This window comes from Desulfovibrio desulfuricans (assembly GCF_004801255.1).
Lineage (GTDB): Bacteria > Desulfobacterota > Desulfovibrionia > Desulfovibrionales > Desulfovibrionaceae > Desulfovibrio > Desulfovibrio desulfuricans_C.
This window is the reverse complement of record NZ_CP036295.1, coordinates 2,974,569-2,993,442: the sequence shown is the minus strand read 5'-3', so window position 1 is coordinate 2,993,442 and position 18,874 is coordinate 2,974,569. Positions and strand designations below refer to the sequence as shown.

The 18,874-nt window shown below is 62.3% G+C and carries 19 protein-coding genes; 7 read left to right on the top strand and 12 right to left on the bottom strand.

What is annotated here, in order from left to right:
- Nucleotides 1-22 precede the first annotated feature (22 nt).
- On the top strand, nt 23-1,561 hold the full coding sequence (locus DDIC_RS12610; RefSeq protein WP_247647485.1) for a methyl-accepting chemotaxis protein: 1,539 nt from the start codon (nt 23-25) through the stop codon (nt 1,559-1,561).
- 103 nt (nt 1,562-1,664) lie between these two features.
- Here DDIC_RS12610 and thiF read toward each other — a convergent pair whose 3' ends face one another.
- The 4 genes from thiF to thiS all read right to left on the bottom strand — a co-directional run bounded on the left by thiF (nt 1,665) and on the right by thiS (nt 4,619).
- Nucleotides 1,665-2,279, bottom strand: coding sequence for a sulfur carrier protein ThiS adenylyltransferase ThiF (thiF, locus tag DDIC_RS12605; protein ID WP_136400765.1), 615 nt, complete (start codon nt 2,277-2,279; stop codon nt 1,665-1,667).
- 96 nt (nt 2,280-2,375) lie between these two features.
- Nucleotides 2,376-3,494 (bottom strand): 2-iminoacetate synthase ThiH, encoded by a 1,119-nt coding sequence (gene thiH / locus DDIC_RS12600; protein WP_136400764.1) that lies wholly within the window; start codon nt 3,492-3,494, stop codon nt 2,376-2,378.
- Between the two features lie 75 nt (nt 3,495-3,569).
- Nucleotides 3,570-4,358: a thiazole synthase gene (locus DDIC_RS12595; protein ID WP_211088880.1), complete on the bottom strand. Its 789-nt coding sequence runs from the start codon at nt 4,356-4,358 to the stop codon at nt 3,570-3,572.
- Between the two features lie 60 nt (nt 4,359-4,418).
- Nucleotides 4,419-4,619 (bottom strand): sulfur carrier protein ThiS, encoded by a 201-nt coding sequence (thiS, locus tag DDIC_RS12590; protein ID WP_136400762.1) that lies wholly within the window; start codon nt 4,617-4,619, stop codon nt 4,419-4,421.
- Between the two features lie 812 nt (nt 4,620-5,431).
- On the opposite strand from thiS, the gene DDIC_RS12585 reads away from it, so the two are divergent.
- Complete coding sequence (locus DDIC_RS12585) at nt 5,432-7,273, top strand: carbon starvation CstA family protein (protein ID WP_247647484.1); 1,842 nt, start codon at nt 5,432-5,434, stop codon at nt 7,271-7,273.
- Nucleotides 7,274-7,447: 174 nt separating this feature from the next.
- Here DDIC_RS12585 and DDIC_RS12580 read toward each other — a convergent pair whose 3' ends face one another.
- The 6 genes from DDIC_RS12580 to DDIC_RS12555 all read right to left on the bottom strand — a co-directional run bounded on the left by DDIC_RS12580 (nt 7,448) and on the right by DDIC_RS12555 (nt 12,123).
- Nucleotides 7,448-8,140 (bottom strand): DVU0298 family protein, encoded by a 693-nt coding sequence (locus DDIC_RS12580; protein ID WP_136400761.1) that lies wholly within the window; start codon nt 8,138-8,140, stop codon nt 7,448-7,450.
- Nucleotides 8,141-8,308: 168 nt separating this feature from the next.
- Nucleotides 8,309-8,908, bottom strand: coding sequence for a lysine exporter LysO family protein (locus DDIC_RS12575; protein ID WP_136400760.1), 600 nt, complete (start codon nt 8,906-8,908; stop codon nt 8,309-8,311).
- Nucleotides 8,905-9,237 carry a LysO family transporter gene (locus DDIC_RS12570; protein WP_136400759.1) on the bottom strand — a complete coding sequence of 111 codons (333 nt, stop codon included), beginning with the start codon at nt 9,235-9,237 and terminating at the stop codon, nt 8,905-8,907. The genes DDIC_RS12575 and DDIC_RS12570 overlap by 4 nt, the downstream gene beginning before the upstream one ends.
- A gap of 95 nt (nt 9,238-9,332) precedes the next feature.
- A complete protein-coding gene (locus DDIC_RS12565; protein WP_136400758.1) occupies nt 9,333-10,271 on the bottom strand; it encodes a hypothetical protein in 939 nt (312 codons plus the stop codon).
- Nucleotides 10,253-11,506 carry a bifunctional phosphopantothenoylcysteine decarboxylase/phosphopantothenate--cysteine ligase CoaBC gene (gene coaBC, locus DDIC_RS12560; protein ID WP_136400757.1) on the bottom strand — a complete coding sequence of 418 codons (1,254 nt, stop codon included), beginning with the start codon at nt 11,504-11,506 and terminating at the stop codon, nt 10,253-10,255. The genes DDIC_RS12565 and coaBC overlap by 19 nt, the downstream gene beginning before the upstream one ends.
- Nucleotides 11,503-12,123: a hypothetical protein gene (locus tag DDIC_RS12555; RefSeq protein ID WP_136400756.1), complete on the bottom strand. Its 621-nt coding sequence runs from the start codon at nt 12,121-12,123 to the stop codon at nt 11,503-11,505. Before DDIC_RS12555 ends, coaBC begins: the two co-directional genes overlap by 4 nt.
- Nucleotides 12,124-12,242: 119 nt before the next feature.
- Between DDIC_RS12555 and queA the strand changes: the two genes are divergently transcribed.
- From queA to DDIC_RS12530, 5 genes are read left to right on the top strand one after another with little or no spacing between them, the layout of a single operon-like run.
- Entirely contained in the window at nt 12,243-13,340 is a 1,098-nt protein-coding gene (gene queA, locus DDIC_RS12550) for a tRNA preQ1(34) S-adenosylmethionine ribosyltransferase-isomerase QueA (protein WP_136400755.1), read from the top strand.
- 39 nt (nt 13,341-13,379) lie between these two features.
- Nucleotides 13,380-13,604, top strand: a complete 225-nt coding sequence (locus DDIC_RS12545; RefSeq protein WP_136400754.1) for an indolepyruvate ferredoxin oxidoreductase subunit alpha — start codon at nt 13,380-13,382, stop codon at nt 13,602-13,604.
- Nucleotides 13,601-14,707, top strand: coding sequence for a 3-methyl-2-oxobutanoate dehydrogenase subunit VorB (gene vorB / locus DDIC_RS12540; RefSeq protein WP_136400753.1), 1,107 nt, complete (start codon nt 13,601-13,603; stop codon nt 14,705-14,707). The genes DDIC_RS12545 and vorB overlap by 4 nt, the downstream gene beginning before the upstream one ends.
- Nucleotides 14,708-14,709: 2 nt before the next feature.
- Nucleotides 14,710-15,513 (top strand): thiamine pyrophosphate-dependent enzyme, encoded by an 804-nt coding sequence (locus DDIC_RS12535; RefSeq protein ID WP_168732555.1) that lies wholly within the window; start codon nt 14,710-14,712, stop codon nt 15,511-15,513.
- Entirely contained in the window at nt 15,506-16,048 is a 543-nt protein-coding gene (locus tag DDIC_RS12530) for a 2-oxoacid:acceptor oxidoreductase family protein (protein WP_136400751.1), read from the top strand. Before DDIC_RS12535 ends, DDIC_RS12530 begins: the two co-directional genes overlap by 8 nt.
- Nucleotides 16,049-16,165: 117 nt before the next feature.
- Here DDIC_RS12530 and fumC read toward each other — a convergent pair whose 3' ends face one another.
- Complete coding sequence (gene fumC / locus DDIC_RS12525) at nt 16,166-17,629, bottom strand: class II fumarate hydratase (protein ID WP_136400750.1); 1,464 nt, start codon at nt 17,627-17,629, stop codon at nt 16,166-16,168.
- A gap of 96 nt (nt 17,630-17,725) precedes the next feature.
- The gene (gene gap / locus DDIC_RS12520; protein ID WP_136400749.1) at nt 17,726-18,742 is read right to left on the bottom strand and encodes a type I glyceraldehyde-3-phosphate dehydrogenase; all 1,017 of its coding nucleotides are present in this window, start codon (nt 18,740-18,742) and stop codon (nt 17,726-17,728) included.
- Nucleotides 18,743-18,874 lie beyond the last annotated feature (132 nt).

Sequence of the window (18,874 nt, the reverse complement as noted above, 5' to 3'; positions counted from 1 at the left end):
TGTTTGAAAGAGAGGTAGTTCTGTGAATCTCAAGTTTCTTTTGTACTGTTGCCTGGCGGCGCTGCTTGCCGCGTGTTTGGGTTTTGGCGCAGCGCAGTTAAGCGGTTTGCTGGTGTTGGGCCTGGCGGTATGCGGCCTCGCAGCAGCTCTGGGGGCTTTTGCCGCCGGGCGAGTGCTCTGGAGCGGAGCGGTGCGTGAATCGATTGACGCTGCATGCGCCATTGCTGCCAAACCGGGCAGCGCAGTGCAATCGGTGGATCCGGCCCTTGCCCCCCTGTTTGCAAGCCTTGACGACCTGCGGCAGGTCTACAAATACGACAAGGAGTACAAGCAGGGCATCCTGCGCGGCCTGCCCATGCCTTTTTTGCTGGTCGACCCCAAAGAGCGTGCGCTCAGCACCAACAGGGAATGCCTCAATATGCTTGAAATAGACGGCAGCATTGAGTCCTGTCTTGGCAAAACCCTGGCCGAACTGTTTTACAATGACCCCACCCGCAAGACCGCTGTGGGCAAAAGCATGTCCACGGGCGAGTGTTTTAGAAACCTCGAGGTGACCATCGGCGGGCACAAGGGCGGCAAGGTCAATGTGCTGGCCAATGTGTTTCCCATCTACAACTCCGAGGGTGAATGCATCGGCGGCATGTGCGTGTATGTTGACATGACCGCCCTTAACAACGCCCAGCGCGAAATTACCGAAAAGAACCAGCGCATGGCCGGTGTGGCCCAGGCGCTGGAAGACACCATGGACGAGCTGGCCAAAATTGTTGAGGCCCTCACCGGCAGCATCCGGCAGTCTGACAAAAATGCCGCGCTGGCAGCCGGCCAGCTTGGCGAGGCGGCCTCGGCCATGGGGCACATGAACGCCAGGGTGCAGGAAGTGGCCATCAGCGCCGACAAGGCCGCCGGAGCCTCCGCCCATACCATGACCAAGGCTACCACCGGCGCGGAAGTGGTGCAAAACGCCCTGCACGGCATCGAAAACGTACACAAGGTTTCTCTCGACCTGCGTCAGGACATGGCCCAGCTCGAATCGCACGCCCGCGCCATTACCGAAATCATGAACGTCATTTCGGATATTGCCGACCAGACCAACCTGCTGGCCCTCAATGCCGCCATTGAAGCGGCCCGCGCTGGCGAGGCCGGTCGGGGTTTTGCCGTGGTGGCCGACGAGGTGCGCAAACTGGCTGAAAAGACCATGGCCTCCACCACCGATGTGGGCCGCGCCATCGATGCCATCCAGCAAAGCGCAGCCAAAAGCATGTCTTCCATGGACAATGCCGTGCAGCAGGTCGTGCAGGCTACCGATTACGCCAAACAGTCGGGCGAAGCTCTTGATGATATCGTGGGCACGGTGAAAGATACCGTGGGGCAGGTCAAGGCCATTGCCGCCGCCAGCGATGAGCAGTCCGCCGCCAGCGAGGAGATTACCCACACTATTGATCAGGTCAACAGCATGGTGGCTGATGCCGCCGGATCCATGGGCCAGGCCAATATGGAAACCGGCAAGCTGCAGGAGCTGACCGGCAAGCTTGAAGATCTGACCGCGCAACTGAAAGTGTAGCGCGGTTGCGGGCATCCGCACAAACAGTTCCGGCCTGGCAGGGCGCAGACTGCGCCGCCGTCAGGCCGGAACTGTTTTTTTTGTCGGTGCAGCAATGCGCTGCTCAGACCGTCTCTTGCGCGCCAAGCACCATTTCAAGCACGGCGTCGGCCAGCAGGGCCGCAGCCTCGGTAACGCGGGGGGCGAGAGGCGGGGCCAGCAGTACATCGGTGCTGAAGTCGCCCACAAGCACAAGGTTGCCAAGCTGACGTTTGCTCATCGCCTTGCCGCCCCATCCGCCCAGGCCCGAAGCGCTGGCGATGCGGTAGCCCCCGAGCAGGGCGGCCTCAACCAGCAGGGTTTTGTCGTCCGGGCCGTCAAAGGCCTCTACCCAGATGGGGCACGCGGAGAGCACCGTGGGTATGTTGCGCTGGTCAAGACGCATGCGCCGGGTTTCGACAGTCATATCGGGGTTGAGTTCCAGCAGCAGTTCGGCAAGGGCTTCGACCTTGGGACGGCCCACATGCCTGGGCCAGTATTGCTGGCGGTTGAGGTTCGAGGCGTCCACCACGTCGTCGTCCACCAGCAGCAGGTTGCCGATGCCGCAGCGGGCAAGCATCAACGCGGCATTGGAGCCAAGACCGCCTGCGCCAGCAACGCCGATGCGCGCGGCGTGCAGCGTCTCCAGCTGGGCGGGGCTGAGATAGCGGGCAAGCCCGGTATGAAGTGCGTTTTGCATACGGATACCTCTGTATCGCGACTGTTGCGGACGTGCCAGCCCCCGCCACGCGGCGGGCCGGGTTTGCTCCGGCGGGCCGCGTGGCGGGGGGACAGGCTAAACGGCTACCGGGTGTTCCCAGTCCTTGAGTACGGCCTGATAGCCGATGCCCGACAGGGACGCCGTCATTTCTTCCAGGCTGCGGTGGTCGGTGATTTCAAACTGGCCGGGGTTGTGCATGTCCTGCGTGGCGCGGCCGCCCACGGCCGTGGAAACCCCTGCGGAAACCCTTGTTACGCCGATGGGGACGAGATGGTCGCGCATGAACGCGCTTTCGCGGCTGGAACAGGTGATGCACGCACGCGGCAAAAAGCAGCGCATGGCTGTCACGTATTGCACCAGATGGCGGTCGTCCACGGCGTGCTGCACGTCAAAATTGCCCTCGTGCGGACAGATGCGCGGTATGGAAACGCTTATGTCCACGCCGGGGTAGCGTCTTTGCAGCCACCATGCATGCAGGCCGGTGGCAAAGGCATCCTGCTCGAACGATTCAAGCCCAAGCAGCGCACCCACGCCGATGGAGCGTATGCCGCCTTCTGCCGCACGCTGCGGTGCGTTGAGCCTGAAACCGTAGTCGTGCTTGGGGCCGACCGGGTGCAGCCATGCGTAGAGGTCCGGGTTGTAGGTCTCCTGAAACATGGTCATGCTGTCAACGCCGGACTTTACAAGCAGCTGATATTCTTCGGTAGTGAGGGAGTACACCTCAACGCCCACCGAGGCAAAGCGGGGCTTGATGCGGTGAGCCGCGTCGGCGATATATTGCGGCGAGGACAAATGCCGCGCGTCGCCAGTGAGCAGCAGAATGTGCTGAAAACCCTTGTCCGCAATGGCATCGGCTTCGGCGGCGGCCTCGTCTATGCTCAGATGGCGGCGGGGTTGCTTGTTTTTGGCGCTAAAGCCGCAGTAGCGGCACTGGTTGGTGCAGACATCGGAGATATAGAGCGGCGTGAAGATGTTCACCGCCCTGCCAAAAAAACGCAGGGTCAGATCGCGCGCGCGGCGGGCCATGGCCTCAAGGTGCGGCGCAGCGGCCGGCGAGAGCAGGGTGAGCAAGTCGGCGGGCTGCAGAAGTTCTTTTTGCAGCACGGCCAGCACGTCGTCCTCAGTGGCGCGCGCGGCTCCCTCGGCCCTGCGGGCTGACGGCCAGGCCTGCAGATATTCCTGAAAAGTTTCCATGTGTAATCCTTATAAATAAGCGGTCGGCTTGCCAGCGGCAAGGCTGGCTGTCAACATGGCTATGTATTGCGAACGTTAACGGAGAAACCCCGTCAGCGGCGAGGATGCCTCGGCCCCCTGGGCCTGCGCCCGTACCGCGCCCGGCCCGGCAAGCCATGCATCGCGCCCGGCCCGGACCGCAGCGCCAAAGGCGCGGGCCATGGCAACCGGGTCGCTGGACGAAGCGATGGCCGTGTTGACAAGGCAGGCGGCCGCGCCCATTTCCATGGCCTCGCAGGCTTGCGAGGGACGGCCAATGCCTGCGTCTACTATAATGGGCAGCTCGATCTCTTCAATCAGGATGCCTACCATCTCCGTGGTGCGCAGGCCCCGGTTGGTGCCTATGGGCGCGCCAAGCGGCATGATCGCGGCTGCGCCAGCCGCCGCGCAGGCGCGCGCCACGTACAGGTCGGGGTTGATGTAGGGCAGCACGGTAAAACCCTCTTTGACCAGAATTTCCGTTGCCTTGGCGGTTTCGTAGCCGTCGGGCAGCAGGTGGCGGGTATCGGAGATGACTTCAATCTTGATCCAGTCGCCGCACCCGGCAGCGCGGGCCAGGCGGGCCAGACGCACGGCTTCGTCAGCCGTGCGAGCGCCGGATGTATTGGGCAAAAGGCGCATATGCGAGGGGATGTGCCCCATGATGCCCTGGGCCGTCTGCTGCTCGCCGGCCTGCTTGTCCACGCGGCGCATGGCCACAGTGATGACCTCCGCGCCGCTGGCCTCAGCCACGGCGGGGATAAGACTGTCTGTGCCGTATTTGCCTGTGCCGATAAAAAGACGGCTCGCAAGGGTAACGCCGCCGAGAATGAAAGAATCGTTCATTGTGCTCTCCATCTGGAATGTGCTGATAATAAATGGTGCGCCGTCAAGTGTGGGACGCGGTTAACCGCCGCCCACAAAGTGCACTATTTCCAGGCTGTCGCCCTGGCAGAGCACGGTTTGGGAAAAAAGCTCGCGTGGCAGAATGCTGCCGTTGCGCTCGACGACAACCCTTTGGGCGTCATGCCCGCGCGCGGCCAGCATGTCGGCTACGCTGCACGGCTTGGCAAAGGATTCTGTTTCCCCGTTGATTGTGACTTCCATACGCGCCTCCAGAAGAAAACACCCAAGGGGCGTTTTCCAAGTTTGAGGTTGTAATGGATTTGCGGGGATGCCAAACGGCAAAAAAATACCCGCAAAACCATTACGGCTGCGGGCGAGCACAATCCTGCAACAAAGCAGGTTGGCCAGCTTCCCTTCGTCGGTACTATCCGCGTCAGGTGCAGAATCGCATTTTTCTGTGCGATCCTAGGGGTCAGGGCGCTTTCACCCTTTCTCAGCCTTTGAAGGCTCCCCCAGCCGGTTTTTATAGAGTAGGCCCTGTCCCAAAGGAATGCAAGTAAAACGGCGCCGTGCCCCGCGTTTTTGTGCGCAAAAAAACGGATTGCCGGTTGTGTGCACACACAACAAAAACACTTGCGTGAATTCACGAAAAGAGTGAAAATTTTCACATCGCTGCTGGGGGGCAGTGAATGAATGTCGGCGTTCTTCGATAGTTGCGGATTACACTGCATAATGGCACCGGGGTAGAACTGCCTTTGTGTAAACCACGCAGAATTTTTACGGATTGCTATTTTACAGGAAACGTGACGCGACCCTCTTGGGGACATTTGTATGGACACAGGGGTGTATTCGAGGTAGTTCGAGAAGTAGGAAAACCTATGATTAGCAATGTTGACCAGCAAACAGGGGGTTGCTGGTCGGTCGCCTTTGTTACTGCGCGACGCATTGGCAAGGAGGAAGCAGACTGTGCGTCGTCCTACTAAATTCAGCAGAATTTGTCGGAGGCAGCAGCTGAGTGACTCTGGAACGGGCTGTCTGGCTGCGGCCCGAAGAACAAAACAGGGAGAAAAACGATGGAAAGTTTGGAGCACATTAATGCCCTGACGCTTGTATTTGCGGCATTGTGCATATTTGCCATCGCCTACCGCGTGTACGGCATCTTTTTGGCAAACAAGGTACTTAAACTGGATGCTGGCCGCATTACACCGGCCGTGCGTTTTGCTGACGGCCACGACTACGTTAAAACCAACGAATTTGTGCTTTACGGCCACCATTTTGCCGCCATCGCCGCCGCCGGCCCGCTGGTGGGTCCCGTGCTCGCCGCGCAGTTTGGCTACCTGCCCGGCGCTCTGTGGATTTTGATCGGTTGCGTGCTCGGCGGCGCCGTGCACGACATGGTGGTGCTGTTTGCCTCTGTGCGCCACAAGGGGCAGAGCCTTTCGTCCATCGCCCAGCGCGAAGTGGGCCCCGTTACGGGTACCGTGGCGGGCATCGCCGTTCTGTGTATTCTTATTCTGACTCTGGCCGGTCTTTCGCTGGCCTGCATCAGCGCCATGCACAACGCGCCCTGGTCGCTGTTTATCGTGGTCATCACCATGCCTATCGCCATGATCATGGGTTTGATCATGCGCTTCAAGCAGAACAGCGTGTTGCTGGCCAGCCTTGTGGGTCTGGTGCTGCTGGTTGTCGGCATTCTGAGCGGCCATGACCTCATGCAAAAGGATGTGCTCGGCTGGGCCTTTGACTGGAACCGCAACACCGTGGCCCTGGCCATTGCCGGTTACGGCTTCCTGGCTTCCGTTCTGCCCGTGTGGTTCCTGCTGGTTCCGCGCGACTACCTGTCGACCTACCTTAAGATCGGCACCATCCTCATGCTGGCCGTGGGCATCGTTTTTGTACAGCCCACCCTGCTCATGCCCACCGTTACGCCCTTTTTCAACGGCGGCGGCCCAGTGATCGGCGGCCCGGCCATGCCCTTTATCTTTATTACCATTGCCTGCGGCGCCATGTCCGGCTTCCACGCCATCATCGGCACCGGCACCACGCCTAAAATGATCGGCAACGAGCGCGACATCCTTTTTGTCGGTTACGGCGCAATGCTTACCGAAGGCTTTGTGGCCATCATGGCCCTGATCGCCGCCTGCACCCTGATGCCCGGCGACTATTTTGCCATCAACGCCACCCCCGAAAAGTTCAGCGCGCTGGTTGCCGCGCACCCCGCGCTGAACACCGTGGACCTGGGCTTCTTTGAAGAAAAGATCGGCCTGAACCTGCACGCCCGTCCCGGCGGCGCGGTCTCCCTGGCCGTGGGCATGGCCCACATTTTCCACAAGATCCCTTACATGGACCACCTGATGGCGTACTGGTACAACTTTGCCGTCATGTTTGAAGCCGTCTTCATCCTGACCGCCATCGACGCCGGTACCCGCGTGGGCCGCTTCTTCCTGCAGGAAATGCTGGGCAAGGTTTACGCGCCCTTTGGCGACAAGAACTGGACCCCCGGCGTGTACATCACCAGCTTTATCTTCACGTCCATGTGGGGCTACCTGATGTACACAGGCAACATCAGCAACATTTGGCCTCTGTTCGGTCTGAGCAACCAGCTGCTTGCCGGCTGCGCCCTGATCGTCTGCACGTCCATGCTGCTGCGCATGAACCGTGGCAAGCTCAGCCTTGTTACGGCCATCCCCGGCGTGTTTTTGACCGCCGTGACCTTCTGGGCCGGCTATCTGCAGGTCACCCAGACCTACGTCCCCGGCGGCAAGTATCTGCTTGCCTTCCTGGCCTGCCTGGTCATGGTGCTGATGGTCTTTGTGCTTGTGGGCACCATCCGTCGCTGGATCGAACTCATGAACACCAAGGAACTGGTTAAGGACGCCTACGGCGACCCCGTGCGCGCTCTGGCCGAAGAGTAACTGACCGGCTGCCTCTGGCGGCTGACATAACAAAGCTCCCCCGGAATCGTGATTCCGGGGGAGCTTTGTTTTTCAAATGTTGTCAATGTCGTCTGCGTCGCAGCTTCTGCGGTACGGGCACGGCCCGTGTGCGACAGCTGCGCGCCGGGGTTTGCGGAGCGCAGAGGCCTGGCGCTATTTCTGGCTGCGGGCCAGGGCTTCGGCAGCGATCTGACAGGCGGTTTTTTCGTAGACTTCCTCACCGTCAAACAGTTCGCAGGGTGCGGTGTTGCCCGATTCGGCCAGGCGGCGCAAGGCCGGAGCGTCCATGAGGTCGGGCGGCAGCTGGGCAAGCGCCCATGCGGCCATGCCCCGGCAGACCATATCCACGTCTTCCAGCCCCTTGAGAAGCCACTGCCGGGCGGAGAGGCACAACTGCGGTCGGGCCTGAGCCAGACGGCCAATGGCCCAGTAACAGGAGCGGCGCAGGGTGTCGTTGTCGCAATAGTTGTCGTCGCGGCCCAAATCAATGATGTAGCTGATAAGGATGCGGTGAAAATCCTTGGCCAGGGGTTCGCTGGCGGCGAGAATTTCGGCAAAGGCCTCGGGTATGCCCCAACCTATGTTGCCGGATTCTTCATTGAGGTGCCACATGAGGCGGCGGACGATGTTCTTGGCCGTTTCCGGCTGATCCTTGGCCAACAGCGCCGTTATCTGCCCGAGGGCGACGGCGGCGCGGTGCATGGTCAGTGGGCCGAGCAGCAAAAAGGAGAAGAGCGGGCCCACGTTTTCAAGGCCGCCTTGGGAAATTTCGTCAAGGTGTTCGCGCCATTGCTGGCTTAAAAGACATTCTCTGAGTTTTTGTTTTGCTGAGCGCATGCGAGCCATGAGCAGTTCCTCCAACGGTCTGTTTTCAGGCTTGCGTTCATAGTGAGCGCTTTTGGCCGATCTGGCAAGGTATTGCGCCGATGGGCGGGGTCTCGTCCGCCCGCGCGCAGCAGGATGGGCACGGGTGGAGGGGCAGGTGCGGCTTTGCCGCAGCGCGGATCTGGCATCCTAAAGCGTACAGAAAAAAATCACCCAGAAGGGCACGCTGAAATCAAGTATCATGGCATGGACAATGGAAACAAATATCCATTCCTTGCCGCAGTAACGGGTAATGACAGGCAGCGTGGTATCCATGGTGGACGCCCCGCCGCAGGCGATGGGCATGAGCGGGCCAAGGTAACGCGCCAGCAGCGGCGTGAGCAGCAGGGTGGCGAGCTCCCGGGCGATGTTGCTGATAAGCGCGATGGTGCCAAGCTCCGCGCCCTTGTACTGCGAGATGAAGATGGACGACAGCGAATAGTAGGCAAAACCGGCCCCAACGGCCATGCATTCGCTCACGCTGTATGTCAGAAACAGGCTCGCCAGGGCCGTGCCCGCAAAGGTTCCTGCCGTGGTGGCCAGGGGCAGCAGCAGCACACGCGGGCGCAGGGTGCGCAAAATCTCGCCCAGCCTGCGGTCTGAACCGATTGAAATGCCCACAAGCAGCATGAGCAGCCACAGGGCGTACACCGTGCAGTCGTGCTCCAGCAGATATGCCGGTATCAGCCCCAGACGGGACAGCACCGCGCCGGAGCAGAAAAAAAACAGGATAATGAGGCTGCCCTTCATGCCTGCTGCTCCGGTTTGGTGCTCTTGCTGGCATCAGGCTTGCCCGTCAGCGGCGCGGGGGCTGGAGACTGGGGAAAAAAGCGGTTTACGAGCGCCATGCAGGCAAAGGAGCCCAGGATGCTCGCCGCCGTGAGGGCAAGGGCGGCGCCGCCAAGGCGGGGCAGGGACTGCATGAGCGTTTCATTGCCGCCCACAGAGATGCCCAGGGCAAAAAGCAGCAGCATGATGGCGGGGGTGACGCAACGGATCAGCCAGGTAATCCATGGCTGCCCGCGCAGCAAAAAGCCCAGGGCCATACCAAGAAAGGTCAGTCCAAGCGCGATAAACATGAGAGAACATTCTCCTGAGCACCGCGTCCATGGCGCGGCGGAATCTGGCGTCAGCGTTTGCGGCTGGCGCGCGGCGCATAAAGGTGAGGCGTCAGCTAGCGCAAAATATGGCGCAGGGCTTCGCGCAACAGGGCCAGCATGGAGGCGTAGCGCTGGTCAGACCGCAGCAGGTTGTCCACGTCCCACAGCACCCACACAAGCTTGCCCCTGTGACGGATCTGCTGCGGGGGGCGAAGCCCGCCGGGCAGCGCCACCGCGTTGGCCGCTGCGGAACCCATGACCACAACGCCCCTGGCTTTGAGCTGCATGGCTCCGGACCAGAAAACATCGGGGTTGGCCGCATAGGGCTGATCCACTCCGGCCGCATCTGGTGCGGGCAAAGCGGCGGGATCCGGCGGCAGGCACGAAGGCCAAAAGGTATGCGTGCCCGCCGGGTGCCCCAGATCCTGCAGCAGGCGCTGCAAAAAAAGTCGGCGTTCAAGCCTGCCGGGGGTCTGCGGGTCGCACAGGTCGGGGCCCAGGTTCCAGTATGTCCACAGCACGGGGCCGGGGCGGGTTTGCGTGAGCCGCGTCTGCCAGGGCGCTGGCCACACGTGAGGCGGCAGCGGCAGCCACGAAGAACCAGCAGGCTGGTCCGCGCTTTGACGGGGTTCATTGCTCTGGGGCTGTACGGCGCTCCGCTGGTCCGGCTTTTGGGCGGCATGTTGCGACGCAGCCGCCTGCGGGGCGGGTTGCCCTGCGGTCTGGGGCCGCTGCCGGGGCGGCGTGTCCTGATTGGCTCCGCCGTGCATTCCCGCTGCGGATTGCGGGGCGCTTTGCGGCCACGGCTGACGCTCGCGCACGGGCTGGCCCGCGCGCGGTTGCGCCGAATACGCTTGCCCTGGGCGCGGCGCGGCCTGACCGTTGGCGTGCACGGCGCGGGCGTGTTCCTGCTGTGGGGCGGCAAAGGCGTTGTAGCCTTCGGGCATGAGCAGGGTGGTAAGCCCCCGGCGCTGCCACAGTGCGCTGATAGGGTTTACGAACGCAAAAGCCATGAGCACAGTTCCCAGGCCACATCGGCCTTGCTTTGGGTGGGCCAGATTTCTTCATGCCCTGCGGCGTCCACGACGGCCATGGCGTTGGTGGGCGTGCCAAAGCCGCTGTCGGTGGAATTAATGCGGTTGGCGGCCAGCACATCGGCCTTTTTGCCTTGTAGCTTGGCATGGGCCAGCGGCAGCAGGGCCTTCATGTCGGGGGCCGTCTCGGCGGCGAAGCCCAGCACTTTTTGTCCGGGTTTGCGGCCATGGGCGAGGGTGCGCAAAATATCGGGGTTGGGCGTAAAGGCCACAGTGAGGCCGTCGGGGGCATCGATTTTTTTGAATTTGTGCGGGCCAAAGGGCTGGGGCGAAAAATCCGCCACCGCAGCGGTAAACATGCCCATATCCATGTTGGGCCAAAGGCCGGAGGCCGCCTCGAACATGTCGCGTGCGCTTACCACGTCCACGCGCGCTATCTCGCGCGGCAGGCGCACGCGCACGCCGGGGCCGCTGACAACCGTCGCCTCCGCGCCGCGCAGCCACGCGCATACCGCCAGCGCCGCGCCCATAAGGCCGGTAGAGGGGTTTGACCAAAAGCGCACGCCGTCCCAGGCCTCGCGGGTGGGGCCCAGCGTGACCATGACGCGCTTGCCGGCCATGTCCTGCGGGGCAAGCGCGCGCAAGGCGGCAAGAAAAATGTCGTGCAGGGGGGCCAGCCGTCCCTCGCCCTGCTCGCCGCAGGCCGTGCCGCCGCAGGCCGGGGTCACGACGCGTGCGCCGCGCTGGCGCAAAATGTCTATGTTGGCCTGGGTTGCAGGGTTGCTCCACATGCGGGGGTTCATGGCCGGGGCGATGATCAGCGGCCCGTCAAAGGCCAGAGCCTGCGCCGCCAGCATGTCGCTGGCAGCGCCGTGCGCCAGACGAAAAAGCGCGTCGGCCGAGGCCGGGGCAACTACCATGGCCTCGGCGTGCTGCCCCGGCTCAAGGTGCGAAAAAACATCCTGCCCCGGCGAAAACATGTCTTCGTATACGGGCAGGGCGCCCAGCGACTCAAACAGCAGGGGCGTCACAAAACGGCGTGCGCCGGGCGTGAGCGTGGCGGAAACATGGATGCCCATTCCCGTCCAGGCGCGCAGCAGGTCGGCGGCCTTGTAGCAGGCAATGGAACCGCACACGCCAAGGTGCAGGCGCTTGCGTTCAAAGTGGGTGCTCTGGTCAAAGGGGGTGTTCAGACCACTTTTTGCTTCACTCATAGGTTGCGCTCCTGCAGGCCGCCCTTGTTGCCGCCCCCCCAGGTTTCGGTAAAACCGGGTTTTGGGGTGGTGTTCATGCCTCCGCCGCCCGTGCTTTCGCTGTAGCCGCCCGTGCCTCCACTGCTGCCGTTGCTGCCGCCGTAGCCGCTGGAACCGGTGTTTTCCTGCATGGGCAGGGTGGCCCCGTCGGGCATGCGGTCTGCAACCCAGATGGCCAGCACCGTGCCCACGGCCTCCCTCTCCACTGTCAGGGTGGCGAGGGTAGAGCCGCGTTCGTACACGTATACGGCGCGCACGCCCTTGCGCTGGGCCATGCGCAGATGCCAGCCTTGGCCTTGCAGGCCGGTAAACATGATCTGGGCTACAAAGCCCATGTCGGCATCGCCGCGAAATATTTCAAGCCCCTGTGCGCCACCGGCGCCGGAGGTCTGGTAGCCGTGGGTGGGAAACTTCTGCATGCCAGCAGGAATGGATACTCCCAAAAGCTGGCTTTTGCCCGTATCGACTCCGCCCGTAAGGGGGTCGTTGGAAAAGGGATTGCTTATTTCCATAGAGGTACAGCCCGCTATCAGGGCGGCAAGCAGGCTTACTGCAAGGATGACAAGCGGGCGTTGCATGGCTATAATCTCCTCCTCCCGGCGCGTAACGCCCCGGAAGCAACCCAAGTACACTAGCCCCTCAACCGCATGCTGACAAGCCCGCGGTACGGGGGGTGCATTAACGAGGCCCATGTATCATGCCCACTGAGGAAGCGGATTTTTTTCTCGAAAGCTATAATTTTGAACTGCCGGAATCACAGATAGCCCAGTTTCCGCCAGAGGAACGCGGGGCTTCCCGCCTGCTGGTCATGCCGCGCGAGGGCGCGCTTGACCTTGAGCACCGGCAGTTCAGCGACCTGCCCGACTGCCTGCCCAAGGGGGCGCTGCTGGTGGCCAACAACTCGCGCGTATTGCAGGCGCGGCTGCTGGGCACGCGCTCTACCGGCGGCAAGGTGGAGTTTTTGCTGCTCACGCCGCTGCCGCTCGTGCTTGAGCGGGCACGGCCTGACAAACTTGGCGGTTACAGCGCCGAGGTCGAAGGGCTCATCCGTTCGGGCGGCAGCATACGCGACGGCGAGCACCTTGAATTTGGCGCGGGCATAAGCGTAACCGTGCTTGAATCGGGCGAATTTGGCCACCGCCGCGTGCGCCTGGCCTGGGACGGCGACCTTTCCAGGGCCTTTGCCGCCACCGGGCACATACCGCTGCCGCCCTACATCAAGCGGTCTGATGCGGAGGAAGACCTGAGCCGCTACCAGACCATCTATTCCCGCGAAGACAAGACGGGGTCTGTGGCCGCGCCCACGGCTGGGCTGCACTTTACCCCCGAAATGCGTGAAATTCTGAAAGCCAGAGGCTTTCAGTGGGCAGACGTAACCCTGTATGTGGGGTACGGAACCTTTAGCCCTGTGCGCAGCGCCGACATACGCGGGCACCGCATGCACAGGGAATATGTGGAAATTCCCGAGGCGACGGCGCGGGCCATTGCCGAGGCCAAGCAACAGGGACGGCCCGTGATTGCCGTGGGCACCACAAGCCTGCGCTCTCTGGAAGGCGTGGCCGAACTGTGCGGCAGGGTGCAACCCTTTACCGGCTGGACAGACATATTCCTGTATCCCGGCAGGCCCTTTCGCGTTGTTGACGGTCTGCTGACCAATTTCCATTTGCCTGAATCTTCCCTGATCATGCTGGTTTCTGCCCTGGCGGGGCGCAAGCGTGTGCTTGCGGCATACGCCGAGGCCGTGAAAAGGGGATACCGGTTCTTTTCATATGGGGATGCCATGCTTATTCGCTGAGTGTTTCACAAGGCGGGTATGGAATTCCAAGGAGCTGAAATGTCAAGAGTTGTATTCATGGAAGAGCGCTGCAAAGGCTGCCGCCTGTGTGTGGAAGTCTGCCCGGTGCACATCCTTAAACCTTCGGGCCGGTTTAACCGTCACGGTTATGAAGTGATGGAAATGGACGGCCAATGTACGGGCTGCACTTCGTGCGCGGTCATGTGTCCCGATGTGGCCATACGCGTGTTTAAAAGCGCGAAAACCAGGGAGGACAAGGCATGAGCGCCACTACTGAACGCATGCTCATCAAGGGCAACGAGGCTGTGGCCTTTGGCGCCATTGACGCGGGCTGCCGTTGCTATTTTGGTTATCCCATCACCCCGCAAAACGAAGTGCCCGAGGCCCTCTCCTCACTGCTGCCCGAAAACGGCGGGCAGTTTGTGCAGGCCGAGAGCGAGGTGAGCGCCATCAACATGGTGCTGGGCGCAGCCGCCTGCGGCATACCCGCGCTTACGTCGTCCTCCAGCTGCGGCATCTCGCTGATGCAGGAGGGTATTTCGTACATGGCGGGCAGCCAGATACCCGGCGTCATCGTCAACATGCAGCGCGGCGGGCCGGGCCTTGGCGACATCGGCCCCTCGCAGGGCGATTATTTTCAGGCCGTCAAGGGCGGCGGCCACGGCGACCACCGCAATCTGGTGATTGCCCCCTCCACAGCCCAGGAGTGCTACGACTTCATGTTCAGGGCCTTTGCCCTGGCGTTCAAATACGCCAACCCGGTCATGGTGCTGGGCGACGCCATTGTTGGCCAGATCAAGGAACCCGTGCGCCGCGTGCCGCCCAAGGACGCCGTGCCCGCCGAAGATCTGGCCGCCCTTGCCGCGCCCTGGCGCATGGAGGGCTTTGGCCGTCGCGGCCCCAATGCCGCGCCGCGACTGCTCAAGTCGGTATATCTGGCCGAAGGCGCGCTGGCCGAGCGCAACCGCATGCTCATGCGCAAGTACGAATCCATGAAGGCCGACTGCGCCTTTGAATGCGTGGACACCGACGATGCGGAACTCATCGTGGTGGCCTTTGGCTCCATTGCCCGCATCGCCCGCAGCGCCATACGCCAGTTGCGTGCCGAAGGGCACAAGATTGGTCTGTTCCGGCCCATTACGCTGTTTCCCTTTCCGGAAGAAGCCCTGCGCGCCCTTGCGCCTGGACGGCGTTTTCTGGTTATGGAGCAGAACACGGGGCAGATGGTGGAAGACGTCCGCCTGTCCCTTTTCGGCCAGCCGGGGGTATCGCCCGCATCCGTGCTGTGGCACGGCGTTATGCCGGGGCTGTTCATCGGCGCTGATGCCCTGCGCGACCCCATGCTGCAGGCCCTCAAGGAGAACTGATCATGCAAGCTCAGGAACTGGACGCCCTGCGTCCCGCCGAGGGCGAAAGCCTGGTTTTTGATACCAACCCCGTGCTCAACGAGCGCCCCACCCACTATTGCCCCGGCTGCCACCACGGCATTGCCCACAGGCTGGTGACCGAGGTGCTGCACGAGCTGGGCGTGGCCGAGCGCACCATTCTGGTGGCCTCTGTGGGCTGCGCCACCTTTACCTACGACTACTTTAACGTGGACGGCCTTGAGGCCCCGCATGGCCGCGCCTGCGCCGTGGCCACAGGGGTGCGCCGCGCCCGTCCGGACTCTGTGGTGTTCACCTATCAGGGCGATGGCGACATGGCCGCCATCGGCATGGCCGAATCGATGCACGCGGCCAACCGTGGCGAAAAGATCACCGCCGTCTTCATCAACAACACGGTGTACGGCATGACCGGCGGTCAGATGGCCCCCACCACGCTGGTGGGGCAAAAGACCACCACTTCGCGGCAGGGGCGCTCGGTCAGCAACGAGGGCGGGCCTATCCGTATGGCCGAAATTATGGCCCAGCTGGACGGTGTGGCATACTCCGCCCGTTGCTCGCTGGATTCGGTCAAGCACGTGCGCGAGTCCAAAAAGGCGTTGCGCAAGGCCTTTGAGGTGCAGTTGCAGGGTCTGGGCTTTGGCTTTATCGAGCTGCTCTCGGGCTGCCCCACCAACTGGCACCTGGACCCCATTGCCGCCAACAAACGCATTGCCGAGGCCATGATACCCGTATTTCCCCTTGGGGTGTACAAGGACATGACCGCCAATGGGGAGGCCGACCATGCCTAGCGTATATCAGGATGTGATCATGGCCGGGTTTGGCGGCCAGGGCGTTATGCTTATTGGCAACCTGCTGGCCCAGGCGGGCATGGAGCACGGGCTTGAAGTGAGCTTTATCCCCGTGTACGGGGCGGAGATGCGCGGCGGTACGGCCAACTGCACGGTGGTGCTCGACGAGCACCCCATCGGTTCGCCCCTGGTTCGCGAGCCCATGTCCACCATCATTCTCAACGGGCCTTCGCTCGACAAGTTCCAGCCCCGGCTGGCTGCGGACGGCGTGCAGATTGTCAACGCCTCGCTGGTGGACGAAAACCTGCTCGATGCCGCCAAACGCACGGTGTATATCCCCGTCAACGACATGGCGCACGAGCTGGGCAATGTTAAGATGGCCAACATGGTGGCGCTGGGCGCGTGGCTCAAGGCCACCGGCGCTCTGCCCCTCAACGTGGTGCAGGAAGCCCTGAACCACGTGGTCAGCGCGCACTACGCCAAGCTGATCGCTGCCAACGCCAAGGCGCTGGAGCAGGGCTACAACTTCGCCTAGCGCGGCCCGCCTGGCGGCGGAACGCGGATTGGTACAGCTGAAAAATCCGGCAGGGGTTGCTCCCCTGCCGGATTTTTCAGCTGTCGACCTGAGGGGGCCAGCTGCGCGGCCAGTCTGTCAGGCCCCGGCCAGGCCGTGCCCGATCATGGTTTCTGGCCGCACGATGCTGTCAAACTGCTCCGCAGTTACCGCGCCCAGCGCCAGGGCTGCCTCTTTGAGGGTAAGGCCCTCTGCGGAGGCTTTTTCCGCAATTTTTGCCGCCTGCTGGTAGCCGATAACCGGTGAAAGCGCCGTAACCAGCATGAGGGAGTTGTTGACAAAAAAGTCTATTCTGGTCCTGTTGAGCTCGGTGCCTTGCACGGAATGCTGGCGGAACTTGCGGCAGCCGTCGGCCAGAATGGTTATGGAGTGCAGGACGTTTTTGATCGCGACCGGGCGCATGACGTTGAGTTCAAAGTTGCCCTGACTTCCGGCCAGGGCAACGGCGCTGTCGTTGCCCATGACCTGTATGGCGATCATGATCAGGGCCTCGCACTGGGTAGGGTTAACCTTGCCGGGCATGATGGATGAGCCGGGTTCGTTCTCCGGCAGCTGCAGCTCGGCCAGCCCGCAACGCGGCCCTGCCGCAAGCCAGCGCATGTCGTTGGCTATCTTGATGAGCGCCACGGCCAGCCCGCGCAGGGCGGCGCTGAAGCGCACCACCGCGTCTTGCGACGCCAGCGCCATAAACTTGTTGGGGGCCGTGACAAAGGGCTTGCCCGTAATAACCGCCAGCTCGTGCGCGACTGCCTCGCTGAAGCCCGCAGGCGCGTTGAGGCCCGTGCCCACGGCTGTTCCGCCCAGGGCCAGCGGGTAAAGACCGTTGCGGGCCGCGCACAGGTACTCCATGCAGGCGCGCAGCTGGGCGGCGTAGCCCGACCACTCCTGCCCCACGCTCAGGGGAACGGCGTCCTGCAGGTGGGTGCGGCCTATCTTTACCACATCCATCCACTGGGCAGCCTTGAGCTCAACTGCCTGGGCCAGCGCCTCCACCTCCGGCAGCAGCCTGGCGTCGCAGCTCAGCACGGCAGCCAGATGCATGGCCGTGGGAAAGGCGTCGTTGGACGACTGGCTCATGTTGACGTCGTCGTTGGGGCCTACGGGTTTCTGGCTGCCCATGACGCCGCCCAGCAACTGTATGGCGCGGTTGGACAAAACCTCGTTGACGTTCATGTTGGTCTGCGTGCCCGAACCCGTCTGCCAGACAAAAAGGGGAAAATGCCCGTCCAGCAGACCGTCCATGCCTTCCTGCGCGGCGCGGTCTATGGCCTGCGCCTTCCATGGAGGCAGTTTGCCCATACGGGCATTGACCAGCGCGCTGGCCTTTTTTATCAGGCAGAGCGCGCGGCAGATCTCCATGGGCATTCTGTCATCGCCGATGGCAAAATGCTCGAGCGAGCGCTGTGTTTGCGCTCCCCAGTATCGGTCGGCGGGCACCATGACCCGCCCCATGCTGTCAAATTCTTCCCTTTCGCCCACGGCGTCCATGCCCACCGGCACGTCCAGAATGTGCGGGGCTTTGCCCTGTGCCGAACCGCCCATAAACACGCTCCCTGTTGCGACAAAGGCCCCCGGTACGCACCGTGCGGAGCGTAAACCGGGGGCCTGATCGGTTTTATCCGTTGTCAGACGGCGAGGCTAAAACCCCTTGGCCCCCATGAGGCAGGCGAGGTCGCACACGCGGTTGGAGTAGCCCCATTCGTTGTCGTACCAGGCCACGATCTTGACCAGGCGGCCTTCCTGCACCGTGGTGTAGGGAGCCTCAAGGATGGAGGAATGCGGGTCGCCCTTGAAGTCCATGGAGACCAGCGGCTTTTCGTTGTAGGCCAGGATGCCTTTGAGGTAGGTTTCCGAAGCCTGCCTGAGCTCGCCGAGCAGGCCTTCGGTATCAGTGGATTTTTCCAGGATGGCGGAAAAATCCACCACCGAAACTGTGGGCGTGGGCACGCGCAGCGAGTAGCCGGTAAATTTGCCCTTGAGCTCGGGGATAACCTTGGCCACGGCCTGGGCGGCGCCCGTTGACGTGGGGATGATGTTGCAGGCGGCGGCGCGGGCGCGGCGCGGGTCCTTGTGGGCCATGTCGAGAATGCGCTGGTCGTTGGTGTAGGAGTGGATGGTGGTCATGTTGCCCATCTCGATGCCAAACTTGCGCTGCAGCACAAGCGCCACGGGCGCAAGGCAGTTGGTGGTGCACGAGGCGTTGGAGACCACATGGTGCTTGGCCGGGTCGTACTGCTCGTGGTTTACGCCCATGACGATGGTAATGTCTTCTTCCTTGGCCGGGGCGGTGATGATGACCTTTTTGGCGCCGTTTTCAATATGCACGGCGGCCTGGGTGGCAGAGCGGAAGATGCCCGTGCTTTCCACCACGATGTCTACATCGTACGCGCCCCAGGTCAGCTGTTTGGGGTCGCGCTCCGCAAAGCAGTGGATGTTCCAGTCGCCCACGCTGGCGTCCTGTCCCTCGACCTTGGCGTCGAGGTAGGCGCGGCCATAGACTGAGTCGTACTCCAGCAGATGAAAATTGGATTCCGCGTCGAAGAGATCGTTGATGGCGACCACTTCCACACGGTCGCGGTAGCTCTGGTGCAGGGCGCGGAAAACCTGCCGGCCGATGCGGCCGAAACCGTTAATGCCAACTTTGATTTTGTTCATATGCAAGATCCTCATAACGTAGAGGGAAATGGCGGATGACTGACCTTCAGGCGTAATGGGGCGCTGTCTGCGGGAGCGGCCTGCGGATGCGCCAGCGAGTTGCGCCGCGCCGTCTGCGGCGCACGGCCTGCA